Source organism: Sulfurimonas denitrificans DSM 1251, from assembly GCF_000012965.1.
Lineage (GTDB): Bacteria > Campylobacterota > Campylobacteria > Campylobacterales > Sulfurimonadaceae > Sulfurimonas > Sulfurimonas denitrificans.
This window is the reverse complement of sequence record NC_007575.1, coordinates 1,192,622-1,205,226: the sequence shown is the minus strand read 5'-3', so window position 1 is coordinate 1,205,226 and position 12,605 is coordinate 1,192,622. Positions and strand designations below refer to the sequence as shown.

At 35.4% G+C, this 12,605-nt stretch carries 12 protein-coding genes; 11 read left to right on the top strand and 1 reads right to left on the bottom strand.

Going from position 1 to position 12,605, the window contains the following annotated elements; translation table 11 throughout:
- Positions 1–4: 4 nt before the first annotated feature.
- Both SUDEN_RS06015 and SUDEN_RS06010 read left to right on the top strand, forming a co-directional pair.
- Positions 5–1,273 (top strand): RNA polymerase factor sigma-54, encoded by a 1,269-nt coding sequence (locus tag SUDEN_RS06015; RefSeq protein WP_011372778.1) that lies wholly within the window; start codon positions 5–7, stop codon positions 1,271–1,273.
- Positions 1,242–2,012 (top strand): TIGR02757 family protein, encoded by a 771-nt coding sequence (locus SUDEN_RS06010; protein WP_011372777.1) that lies wholly within the window; start codon positions 1,242–1,244, stop codon positions 2,010–2,012. The genes SUDEN_RS06015 and SUDEN_RS06010 overlap by 32 nt, the downstream gene beginning before the upstream one ends.
- An 11-nt stretch (positions 2,013–2,023) precedes the next feature.
- On the opposite strand, the gene SUDEN_RS06005 is transcribed toward SUDEN_RS06010, so the two are convergent.
- Complete coding sequence (locus tag SUDEN_RS06005; protein WP_011372776.1) at positions 2,024–2,671, bottom strand: helicase-related protein; 648 nt, start codon at positions 2,669–2,671, stop codon at positions 2,024–2,026.
- A gap of 224 nt (positions 2,672–2,895) precedes the next feature.
- On the opposite strand from SUDEN_RS06005, the gene SUDEN_RS06000 reads away from it, so the two are divergent.
- From SUDEN_RS06000 to SUDEN_RS05960, 9 genes are all read left to right on the top strand, one after another.
- The gene (locus SUDEN_RS06000; protein ID WP_011372775.1) at positions 2,896–4,344 is read left to right on the top strand and encodes an SLC13 family permease; all 1,449 of its coding nucleotides are present in this window, start codon (positions 2,896–2,898) and stop codon (positions 4,342–4,344) included.
- A gap of 66 nt (positions 4,345–4,410) precedes the next feature.
- Positions 4,411–4,839, top strand: coding sequence for a CoA-binding protein (locus SUDEN_RS05995; protein ID WP_011372774.1), 429 nt, complete (start codon positions 4,411–4,413; stop codon positions 4,837–4,839).
- Positions 4,840–4,848: 9 nt separating this feature from the next.
- Positions 4,849–6,051, top strand: a complete 1,203-nt coding sequence (gene ilvA / locus SUDEN_RS05990; protein ID WP_011372773.1) for a threonine ammonia-lyase — start codon at positions 4,849–4,851, stop codon at positions 6,049–6,051.
- Between the two features lie 2 nt (positions 6,052–6,053).
- The gene (locus SUDEN_RS05985) at positions 6,054–8,177 is read left to right on the top strand and encodes a WD40 repeat domain-containing protein (protein ID WP_011372772.1); all 2,124 of its coding nucleotides are present in this window, start codon (positions 6,054–6,056) and stop codon (positions 8,175–8,177) included.
- A 101-nt stretch (positions 8,178–8,278) separates the two neighbouring features.
- Positions 8,279–9,976 (top strand): acetolactate synthase large subunit, encoded by a 1,698-nt coding sequence (locus tag SUDEN_RS05980; RefSeq protein WP_011372771.1) that lies wholly within the window; start codon positions 8,279–8,281, stop codon positions 9,974–9,976.
- A complete protein-coding gene (ilvN, locus tag SUDEN_RS05975; RefSeq protein WP_011372770.1) occupies positions 9,976–10,452 on the top strand; it encodes an acetolactate synthase small subunit in 477 nt (158 codons plus the stop codon). The genes SUDEN_RS05980 and ilvN overlap by 1 nt, the downstream gene beginning before the upstream one ends.
- A gap of 4 nt (positions 10,453–10,456) precedes the next feature.
- Complete coding sequence (lpxD, locus tag SUDEN_RS05970) at positions 10,457–11,407, top strand: UDP-3-O-(3-hydroxymyristoyl)glucosamine N-acyltransferase (protein WP_011372769.1); 951 nt, start codon at positions 10,457–10,459, stop codon at positions 11,405–11,407.
- An 8-nt stretch (positions 11,408–11,415) separates the two neighbouring features.
- Complete coding sequence (gene lpxD, locus SUDEN_RS05965; RefSeq protein ID WP_011372768.1) at positions 11,416–12,372, top strand: UDP-3-O-(3-hydroxymyristoyl)glucosamine N-acyltransferase; 957 nt, start codon at positions 11,416–11,418, stop codon at positions 12,370–12,372.
- A gap of 10 nt (positions 12,373–12,382) precedes the next feature.
- Positions 12,383–12,586, top strand: coding sequence for a hypothetical protein (locus SUDEN_RS05960; protein WP_011372767.1), 204 nt, complete (start codon positions 12,383–12,385; stop codon positions 12,584–12,586).
- Positions 12,587–12,605: the final 19 nt, after the last annotated feature.

Genomic DNA, 12,605 nt, shown 5'->3' with positions numbered 1-12,605 from the left:
AATCATGGCTCAACTAAGGCAGACGCAAAGCGTAGAAAACAGACATAAATTATCAAATACTCTACGTAACTGGTTGCCTATTTTACACTCAAGTCTAAGCGATTTAGGTGAGGCTATGTCTCCTTTCATTGATGCAAATCCAATCATAGAGATAAGCTCTGGATTTGAGGATAGTTTTGAGAAATTAATTCCAAAAAAGATAGGAAATAGCTCAGTTGCCAATACAAGAACTGAGCAGATAGAAGCACTTACTTTTGTTAAAAAATCACTCTATGATGTTTTGGATGAGCAGATAGAAGCACCACTTTTTCCAACTCCAATTTCGCAAAAAATCGCCTCTTTTGTGGTTTGCAACCTTGATGAGAATGGCTATTATGAGGGAGATAGTGAAGAGTTTTGTAAAAATAACGCTATTACTATAGAAGAGTTTGAAAAGGTGCGTTTACGTTTTGCACACGTTGAACCAGTTGGAGTATGTGCTAAGAATCTCTTAGAGTCATTTCTGTTTCAGTTAGACAGTTCAGATATAAGTGATAAAGTCTATCCACTCGCCATAAAGGTGATAAAAGATTTAGAAAATATTTATGATTATTCAAATGAGGCTGGATTTTCTGAGGTTATGCGGGTGCTTACAACATTTAAAAACCCTCCTGCTATTGAGTATCTTGAAGAGTCTGCACAGGTTATTCCTGATTTGATGATTTTTTTTAATGACAATGACTCAATTGAAGTAAAACTAAATGATGCGTTTTATCCGATTATAAATATAGATACAAGCTACTCAATAGAACATGACTATGTCTCACAAAAAATAAAAGAGGCAAAGAGCTTAGTTGATGCCCTTGATATGAGAAAAGCGACACTTTACAAAGTAGGGCTTATGATAGTTGAGTATCAGTATGAGTTTTTTACAGGTGGCGCTATTATGCCACTCACGTTAAAGACATTGGCGGATGAGTTTGGACATAATCCATCAACCATATCAAGAGCTATTGCAAACAAGTATATCGCCTGTGATAGAGGTGTTTACGCTATGAAAGAGTTTTTCACAACTGCTATTGATGAAGATGTGTCAAATGCAGCAATAAAAGAGTTTGTAATAGGTGTAATAAAAAGTGAAAATAGAAAAAAGCCACTAAGCGATATGAAGCTCTTAGAACTTATCCAAGATAAATTCAAAGTCCAAATGGTACGCCGTACTATTGCAAAATATAGAAAACAATTAAACATAGCAGGTTCAAGTGAGCGAAAAAAACTCTATCATTTACATTAAAGAAAAACTAGACGCAGAGGTTATAAAACGCAACTGCGAGGGCGAGATATGCGAAGAGCGACTAGACCCCATTATGGTTGCACACAAGTATAAAGACCCAACTATATCGCTTATTTGCGCACTCTTTGCGTATGGAAATGTTAAGCAGATTGTGAAATTTTTAAACTCTCTTGATTTTGAACTGCTTAAAAAAAGTGACGAAGAGATAAATGAGGCTCTAAAAAACCATTATTACAGGTTTCAAAAAAGTGAGGATGTTATAGCTCTTTTTATAGCGCTTAAGAGAGTAGAAGAGAAAAGTACACTAAGAGATATTTTTAAGAGTGGTTACGACAACAATAGAGATGTTGTAGAGGGGATAAATGCACTTATAAAAGCTCTCCAAGAGATATATCCACATTCATCTATGGGATATAATTTTTTAATTTCGCAAATTACGTTAAAGACAAAAGGTTCAGGTGCTCTAAAGCGCTGGATGATGTATCTTAGATGGATGGTAAGAGAGGACAATATTGACATGGGGTTGTGGAGTGGAGTTGATAAAAGTGACCTTATTATCCCACTAGACACACACACTTTTAATGTCTCAAAAAAGCTAGGATTACTAAATAGAAAAAGTTATGACTTAGAAGCCGCAATCGAGCTAACTGCTAAGCTTAGAGAGTTTGATGAGAGCGACCCTCTAAAGTATGATTTTGCACTTTATCGAATCGGGCAAGAAAAACTTTTGATAGATTAGATAGGATTGCTTTATTTGCTTGGCACCCATTTAGACTTTATTTCAGCCTTTTTCTTTGCTCGTTGCTCTACTTTTTTGTGACGAGGTTTGTTTATTCTCTCTTTTGGAGTTGTTGTTTCACGGGCTGTATGCTCAAAATGTTTCATCTCAACTTCAGCCATTTCACACTTCATCATTAGCTCAATTGTAGCTAGCATTCCCTCATCTTCTGGGTCTATTAGTGATATTGATTGACCAATTTCATCAACTAAAAGCAGAGCTTTAAAGTAATCAGATGCCTCTAGTGGAAGGTCATAATTTACAACTACATGTACTTCCATAGGTGTTAGTTTTTCCAAGATTCTATCTGTAGTTATTAATATTTTTGTCTCTTTAGAATTAAACGATTTTTGTGCATCTTCTATTTGAGCAACTCTGTGGTTTCCATGAACTGATATAGATTTGATTTCTTTGGTATTTAGATATCTCATGATCTCATCAGCATTTCGCTTACTCTTTACAAGAACAATAATTTGCATGTTTTGTAGAGTTTTTAGTAACTCTTCAAACATTCTGTTTTTGTCATGTTGTTGTACAAAATATGCCATTTGCGCAGTTCGGTTACCAACACTCACATAGTCATAATATTTTTTAGTTGTTTTAATGCTTTTTTCGCTCATTTGTAATTGTATCCTTAAATATAGAAGCGAATTATAGCTAAAGTCTATTTTGTATAACTCCATTAAATTTTACATCTAAAATAATCTTATCTTAGCAGAGCGTTACTCCTTTTTGGGGAGTAATAAAATTGATAATTTTTATCTATGATATAATTCTCAAATAGTACTACAATAGCTAAATAAGGCTCTTGAGAGCCATTTTTTGTTTAAAATAGAGAGAATACATGTTAGATACAAGAAGACATCTTGAAAGATTTATAAATGGTGAATATAAAATAGCGCTTCCTTATGTTTTTATAGCATTTTTGTTATCGTTTTTATTTGCTTACTTCGTGGCTTTTTTGCCAACATATCAGCTATCACAAAAGGGTGTTTTTACTCTATTTATACTTTTATTTGCAGCAGCATTATGGGCTAGCGAAGCGATTCCCGCATTTGCTGTTTCGCTACTTGTCATTGCACTAGAGATTATTCTGCTTGGCTTTGATGATTTTAACTTCTCCTCAAACTCAAAAGAGTGGCAGTACTACTTAGAGCCTTGGTCATCTCCGTTGATATTTCTTTTTTTAGCTGGATTTATTATGGCAGAGGCTGCTTCAAAAACTAAACTTGATCTTTGGTTTGCAAAGAGAGTGCTTTTTTTCGCAGGAGAGGAGCCCAAAAATATTATAACAGCAATTATGTCGATAACATTTATTCTCTCCATGTTTGTCTCAAATACAGCTACAGCAGCTATGATGATGAGCGTCCTCTCGCCACTTCTTCTAAGTATAAAAAGTAACAATCCTTTGAGAAAAGCTCTTTTGCTAAGTGTTGTTATTGGTGCAAATATAGGTGGAATGGCGACAATTATTGGGACTCCTCCAAATGCCATAGCAGTTGGTATGTTAAAAGATAACGCTCCATCTTTTATGGAATGGATAATAATAGCGATGCCACCAGCGGTGATGATGGTTTTTTTGATGCGCCTGTTGATAATAAAATTTTACCCATCAAATCAGACATATATAAATCTTGATGCACTCGATGGTATCGAAGATGATGATGGCACTGCAAAAGAGAGCGCTAAAGATTTACTACCAAGCTGGAAAAAACAGATTGTAATCTTGATATTTTTTATCACAATTTCTCTTTGGCTTACATCTGCTCTTCATCATATTCCAACAACTGTAGTATCGCTTTTGCCTATTGTGGCATTTACTCTTTTTGGAATTATCGACGCTGATGATATTCGCTCAATTAGATGGGATGTAATCATTCTCATAATTGGAGGTTTGAGCCTTGGTTTGGGAGTATCAAAATATGGTCTTGATGTTTGGTTTGCTTCTTTGATAAGCAGTGATGGACTCTCTGTGTTAATGGTTTTAGGAGTTTTTAGTTATATAGTTGTAGTTATTTCAAACTTTATGAGCAATACAGCAGCAACAAATATTATGCTCCCTATTGTTATAGCTATAGTCACAACACTCTCAAGTGATAGTTCTCAAATTGCAGCTATAGCAGTTGCACTTAGCGCCTCTTTTGCAATGAGCCTTCCTGTTTCGACTCCACCAAATGCCATTATTTACGCAAGTGGTATAGTAAAATCAAAAGATTTTCTTTTTATTGGAGTAGTAACTGCGCTCATTGGACCTATTTTTGTGCTTGGATGGCTTAGTATCTATTTTGGGTAGCAAATCATTTATATCCGATAAGCTCTTTTTTGCTATAATCGCTATCAAAAAGTAAAAAGGTCTTGCATGGAGTGCGAATTTCCAACAATCAATTCAAATAAGAACGAGATACAAGAGATATTTAAGATGGCTAAAACTATAGCAGTTATTGGACTCTCTCCTGATGAGACTAAGGCAAGTCATAGAGTTGCAAAGTATCTTCAAGAGCAGGGTTTTAAGATAGTTCCTATCTATCCAAAAGAGGAGACTATTTTGGGCGAGAAAGTTTATCGCTCACTTCTTGAGATTCCTTTTGAAGTTGATATGGTGGATATTTTTAGAAAGCCAAAAGAGCTTGAAAATGTTGCAAATGACTGCATAACTCGCGGTGATGTAAAAATATTTTGGGCGCAAAAAGAGATAGTAAATAATGAAGCTGCTGCAAAAGCAAAAGAGCATGGAATGAGAGTTGTACAAAATATGTGTACGATGGTAGAACATCGCGCTCTTAGTTAGGAGTTCTTTTTGTTTGATGTAAAAAAAATCTATGAAGCAAGAGAGCGTATTAAAGGCGTTGTTGTTGATACTCCGCTCTCTTATGCACCGCATCTTAGTAAAGAGAGCGGATGTGAAGTCTATCTCAAAAAAGAGAATCTTCAAGTCACTGGTGCCTTTAAAATTAGAGGTGCATACAACAAGATAGCAACTCTAAGTGACGCTCAAAGAGAGTGTGGAGTAATTGCTGCAAGTGCAGGAAATCATGCTCAAGGAGTTGCATTATCGGCTTCAATCTTTGAGATAAAAGCGGTTATAGTTATGCCAGAAGCGACACCGCTTACAAAGGTAAATGGTGTTAGAAATTATGGAGCAGAAGTTATTTTACATGGTGCAAATTATGATGAAGCGTATGCTCACGCACTAGAATATGCAAAGAAAAACTCACTTACTTTTGTTCATCCATTTGAAGATGAAGAGGTAATTGCAGGACAAGGTACGGTAGCGCTTGATATTTTAGATAAGTGCCAAGACCTTGACGCTGTTGTAATACCAGCGGGTGGAGGCGGACTTATCTCTGGAATGGCATGTGCGATTAAGAGTGTAAACCCTAATATCGAGGTAATTGCAGTAAGTGCGAAGGGCGCACCTGCTCTTAAGAACTCTTATGATTTAAAATCACCAATAGATAGCCTTAGTGTAAGAACTATCGCCGATGGTATAGCTGTTCGTGATACTTCCGCTATCACTTTAGCCTACATGCTAGAGAGTGTTGATAGATATATCAGCGTTGATGATGAAGAGATTGCAAGTGCTATTTTATTTTTACTTGAGAAACAAAAACTTGTAGTTGAGGGTGCTGGAGCTGTTGGAGTCGCTGCACTTTTACATGATAGGCTCTCTCACTTAAAGGGTAAAAAAGTAGCCATTGTTTTAAGTGGCGGAAATATGGACGTAACGCTTCTCTCTGTAATTATAGAAAAAGGACTTCTAAAGTCTGGCAGAAAGATGAAGCTAACCGTTACACTTGTAGATAAACCAGGCTCACTTATGCGCTTTACTCAGATACTCCAAGAGCTAAATGCAAACATAGTTCATATCGCTTATGACAGGACTTCTATCTCTTTAGATTATGGTGATGCAAATGTTATGGTACATGTAGAGACAAAAGGTGAAGAGCATCAGCAACAGATATATAGAGTGCTAAGAGAAGAAAACTACATAAGAGATTAAAAATGGTACCTACTAAAAAAAGCAGTTTTGAAGAAGCAATAATATATTTACAAATGCTAGATTCAAAAACTCTTCTTAGTGTAGATGCTTTTACTACAATAAGAGGCTTGAATATAACAACTCTAGGTGTTGAAGATGAGCATAGAATGTCTATCTTACATCAAAGATACTCCACAAAAATTCTCTCATTAAGCTCAGATGGCTTCTATTTAGCTTATATTACCCAAGATGCAAAAGAGTCAAAACTTTATGATTTAAAAAATAAAAAAACTCTAGCATCTATAGATAGACATCAAGGTAATGTCTCATGTGTTAGTATTGATCCCAAAGATAGATACATGTTCTCTTGTGGTGATGATGGGGGCATATTTGGAGTAGATATTAAAACCGCAGAGTTATCGCTTACCCTTCCAAGGCACTTAGACATAGTCAATGATATAGCATTTAGTAGCGATGGCAATTTAGTAGCAACTGCTAGTTATGATAGAAATATATCTATCTTTAATTTAGTTATGAAGTCACCAAAGGCGAAGTTAAAAGTTCATCCAGCTCCTGTTCTTAAAGTAGAGTTTATAGATAATAACAGACTCTTTAGCTTTGATAAAAATAATAATGCTTATATATCTGATATAAACACGCTAAGAGTTATCACTAAATTCTCAGAAGTACATGATGATATTACTCAAATCGTAATTGGCTATAAAAATAATTTCATCTTTTTTGGTACAAAGCTTGGTTATATTTTAGTATATGATTTGAATACGTATGGGCTTATCTCAAGAAGATACATAAAGCTAGAACACTCTATAACAGCACTCTGTTTTAATGAGGAGACAAATGAGTTAATCATAGCGGCAGAAAATGGAGAGCTTCTTTTTTACAATATCTTTGATGATGAAGAGAGTTTTAGTAAAATTATCAGAGATAAAAAATATGACCTTATGCTCTTACATGTAGATAAAAATCCTATATTAAAATATACAAAAGCTTACATCGCCTTTGAAGCTTTATGGAAAAAAACACTAAAGGGTGCCAAAGAATTTCTTGAGAGAAATGACAAAGTAGGTGCAGCAAAGTTATTTGAACTATTTAATACAATACCTTCAAAGCGAGCATTTGCTCAAAAATTTATTCAAGAGTACTCAGAGTATGATAAATTTTTAATGCTTATAAAGCATAATAAACTCGCCCTTGCATATAGTTTGGCAAATGCACATCCTATCTACAAAGAGTCAAAAGCCTATAAAAACATGGAGATGGAGTGGGAGAAAACATTGGCACTAGCAAAAAAATATCTACTTGATTCAAAATTAAGTTACAAAGCGCAAGAGATATTAATGCCATATAGAGGAATAAGTGAAAAAACAGCGCCTATTCAAGAGTTAGTTTTAAATATGAGAGTCTATACAAGATTTAAAGCTTCAATTATTCAAAAAGAGTTTAAAGTATCTTTTGAACTTATAAAACAAAACCCGTTTTTAAAAAATTATTCGGAGTATAACGCATTGATTCAATACTCTGATTCGCTATATATCAGAGCACAAATGCTTCTCAATAGCGGTGATACGCATGGAGCTATAAAAATATTTCGTATTTTACTAGATTTTGATGATTTTAAAAATGAGGTAAAAGATATCATACTTGATTTAGAGAGCAGACATAGGTTTTTTAATGCCATTGAGGCAGAAAATTTACCCTTAGCTTATAATATTTTAGATATATCTCCCTCACTTAAAGATACAGAAGATGGAGTAAAACTCCAACAACAGTGGGATAATGACTTTGCTCAGGCAGAAATATATGCAAAAGAGGGTAATGTAGAAAATATTAGAAAAATTTTGGCTCTATATATGAAAACAAGAAGTAAAAATGGTTATATAGCAGAGATTTTCTCTACTTTGCATTTGACACAAATTAAAAATGCAATAAATGAAAAAATAGATCAAAAAATACTAGAAAATGGATTAAAAAATTATCTATTATATTACGGAATAACAGAGCCGATAAAAGAGCTTTTTATACTATTTCAAGCAGAGTATCCAGAGTCAAAACTAAACATAGATTCGCAAGTGTATGGCGTTATGAGTAGATGGAGACCATCTATGGCTGTTGATGCGATTTTGTGATTAAATGAACACTTGGTAAAATCTTTTATATACCATTTTTAAACTCCGATATAGTTCATTTTTTATATAATTGGCGAATTTTTTAATATAGGAGACTTTTCATGCAGATAAGTGGCGCACAGATAGTCATTGAAGCTTTAATTGCAGAGGGTGTAGATACAGTTTTTGGCTACCCTGGCGGAGCAATTATGAATGTCTACGACGAGATTTATAAACAAAATAACTTTAAACATATATTGACTAGACATGAGCAAGCGGCTGTTCATGCTGCGGAGGGCTACTCAAAAGCGAGTGGAAAAGTTGGTGTTGCTATGATAACGAGTGGTCCAGGTTTTACAAATGCTGTAACTGGACTTGCAGACGCTTATATGGACTCAATTCCATTAGTTGTAATCAGTGGTCAAGTTCCTATGAGTTTAATCGGAACGGATGCATTTCAAGAGATAGATGCGGTTGGAATAAGTCGTTCATGTACAAAACATAACTATTTAGTTACTGACGCTAAAGATTTGGCACGTGTCTTAAAAGAGGCGTTTTACATAGCTTCAAGCGGTCGTCCCGGTCCAGTTCATGTTGATATTCCAAAAGATGTGACTGCTCAACTAGCTGAGTTTGACTACTCAATAGAGCTTGATTTAGAGACTTATAAACCTCATACAAAGGGAAATCCACGTCAGATTAAAAAAGCAATGGAAGCAATCTCTAAGGCAAGAAGACCTATCTTTTATCTAGGTGGAGGAATTATAAACTCAAATGCAGCTTATGAAGTGAGAGAACTTGTAAAAAAAACAGGTATTCCAGCGGTTGAGACATTTATGGCAAGAGGTACTTTAAGCCACGATGATGAGCTGCTTATCTCCATGCTTGGAATGCACGGGAGTTACGCAGCGAATATGGCTATGAGTGAAACTGATTTAGTAATCGGGCTTGGTGCTAGATTTGATGACAGGGTGACTGGAAAGCTATCAGAATTTGCAAAAAATGCTGGAGTTATACATGTAGATATTGACCCAGCAAGTATCTCAAAGCTTGTTATTGCAGATTATCCAATAGTTGGTGATGTAAAAAATGTTGTAAATGAGATGATTGAACTCTCATCTTCTATAAATCCAGCAAAATATGCTTCATGGAGAGAGACTATTAGAAATTTTGATGAGCTTCATCCTCTCACGTATCATGAAGATACTGATAGATTGAAACCCCAGTGGGTTATACAAAGAGTTGGAGAACTTCTTGGGGATAGTGCAAATATCTCAACAGACGTAGGGCAACATCAGATGTGGAGCGCACAGTTTTATCCATTTACTCGTCCTCGCCAGTTTATTAGTTCAGGCGGTCTTGGAACTATGGGCTTTGGTTTTCCAGCTGCTATGGGTGTAAAAGTTGCTTCACCAGATAAAATCAGCATAAATTTTACGGGAGATGGTTCAATTTTAATGAATTGTCAAGAGCTTATGACAGCGGTTGAGAAGAAGTTGCCAGTTATAAATATTATTTTAAATAACAACTATCTTGGAATGGTTAGACAGTGGCAGACACTTTTTTATGACAAGCGCCATAGCGAAACTGATTTAAGTGTTCAACCAGATTTTGTAAAACTAGCAGAAGCTTTTGGCGGAATAGGTTTTAGAGTAACAACAAAAGAGGAGTTTGATGCGGCATTAAAAGAGGCAGTTGAGAAAAATATTGTTACTTTTATTGATGTTGTTGTTGAGAGACTAGAAAACGTTATGCCAATGGTTCCAGCTGGTGGAAGTTTATTTAACATGATGCTATTAGAGAAAAAGGAGAAAAAATAATGCAAGATGAAAACGCAAGAAGAGTTATCTCTGTTATCGTGGTAAATGAAGCTAGTGTGCTATCTCGCATAACAGATCTCTTCTCTGGACGTGGATACAATATTACGTCTCTAACAGTTGCTCCTATACCTGAGAGCAAATACTCAAGACTTACAATTGTAACGTCTGGATCAATTAGAGTGATAGAGCAGATAACAAAACAGCTCCACAAACTCATACCAGTTTTAAGAGTTTATGAACATGCGGATTTGGTAGAAAAAGAGATGGCTTTGATGAAGTTTCCAGTCTCTGAGAATATTACGGAGATAGCAACTCTTTGTGCTGCATACAATGGCAAAATAGTTAATGTCGGCGATAACGTTATTATTGCCATGGTTGCGGATGAGCCAAAGAGAGTTGATAATCTTTTAAAAATCATAAGCAGATATAATCCAAAAGAGATTGTAAGAAGCGGTGCTGTAGCACTAGAGAGATAAGGCGATGCTCCTTAGCAGTATTGCACAACACTTAAAACTTCCATTTTTTGGCGAAGATTTAGAGCTTGATTCTATGAACGAATTAGCCCTATCTTTGCCTTCACAACTTACTTTTGCGATAAATAAAAAATACTCCCAAGAGCTAGAATCTTCAAAATCAAAAGCTTTTTTAATAATAGATACATTAGTAGAGAACCTTCCAAAAGAGTCTTCGTACATAATCTGTCCAGATGTCTCTATATCAATGGCACAAGCGACAAAACTCTTTAATAAAAGACCAATAGAGCCACAACTACCATCTGCTACTATTGGAGAGGGCTCTATGATTGATTCCATGGTAAGAGTAGAAAATGGTACATGTATTGGCTCAAACGTTATAGTTATGGCTGGTGCTTATATCGGTGCTAATTGTGTTATTGGAGATGATACTACCATATATCCAAATGTAACTATTTACAGAGATACTATAATAGGAAAAGAGTGCATTATACATGCAGGAGTTGTAATAGGAGCGGATGGTTTTGGTTTTTCTCATACAAAAGAGGGTGAGCATATTAAAATATATCAAAATGGAAATGTTATCATAGAAGATTGTGTAGAAATTGGTGCCAATTGTGCTATTGATAGAGCAGTTTTTAACTCTACTATAATTAGACGTGGTACAAAACTTGATAACTTTATACATATTGCACATAATTGTGATATTGGCGAGCACTCTATCTTTGTGGCTCAAACTGGAGTAGGTGGTTCAACAAAATTAGGGCGAAATTGTGTTGTCAGTGGGCAGAGTGCTTTTAGCGACCATCTAAACATTGCACCATTTTCGACCTTTAGCGCAAGAAGTGGTGTTACAAAAAGCATAGAAAAAAGTGGTGGAGTTTATAGTGGCTTTCCACTAATGAATCATAAAGAGTGGAAAAGGCTTCAAGTAAAGATAGCAAGGCTAAACGATTAGGAGTGAATATGAATTTAAAAGATATTGCAAAAATAATAAATAGTGATTTTAGTGGTGAATATTTTGAGATAACAAAGATGAATACGCTCCGTGATGCAACAAAGAGTGAAATATCTTTTGTAGCAAATGCAAAATATATCAAAGAGATACAAAACTCAAATGCAGGTGCAATAATAGTAAGCAAAGATACTAAAGAGTTCGTTCCTTCTGGATGTGTGGCATTAGTAGTTGAGAATCCATACTGGGAAATGGCCACACTATCGAAATATTTTGCACCAAGCATTGAAGATGAAACTTTGCCAGAGCCAAAAATAGGCGAAGGTACAACTATCTCGCCAAGAGCAGAGATAGCTCGTGGTGCAATAATTGGTAAAGGTTGTACAATCATGGCACATGTATATATTGGAACAAACGCTGTAATCGGAGATAATACCATAATATATCCAAGTGTAACAGTCTATAGAGATTGCAGAGTTGGAAGTGAGTGTATAATACATGCAAACACGACAATTGGAAGTGATGGCTTTGGTTTTGCTACAAACAAACAGGGCGAACATAGAAAAATTTATCAAAATGGTAATGTTGAGATAGAGGATAATGTAGAAATTGGCAGCTCAACTACAATAGATAGAGCGGTATTTGGTACAACACTCATAAAATATGGTGTAAGAATTGATAATCTTGTTCAAGTTGGACATAACTGTGTTATAGGAGAACACTCTGTTTTAGTTGCTCAAGCTGGAATCTCAGGCTCTACTACAATGGGTAGAAATGTTGTTATGGGCGGACAGAGTGCAACGGCTGGACATCTCAGCATCGCTCCATTTACTACAATGGCTGCTAGAAGCGGAGTTACAAAGAGTATTGATAAGAGCGGCTTAACATTCGCTGGTTTTCCACTGCTTGAACACAGATTATGGCTGAAACTTCAGGCTAAAATAGCTAGACTAATAAAACAAAACTAAAAGGAAAAATATGTCAAAAACAATCGCATTAAATGGAACAAAAAAAGGTGTTATTTCAGTAACTAAGATAGATGAGCCTTATGGAGCTGGCAGTCATAGCGTTGCTAGCATAGGTATTTCACTTGCTGGAAATGCAAATGAACCTGAGTGGAAAGTTCATATTCCATTAGAGAATTTAGATGAAGTTATTGAGGCATTAAAGAGTTTAAAATAGTAAGTTCTTAGATTGGAGT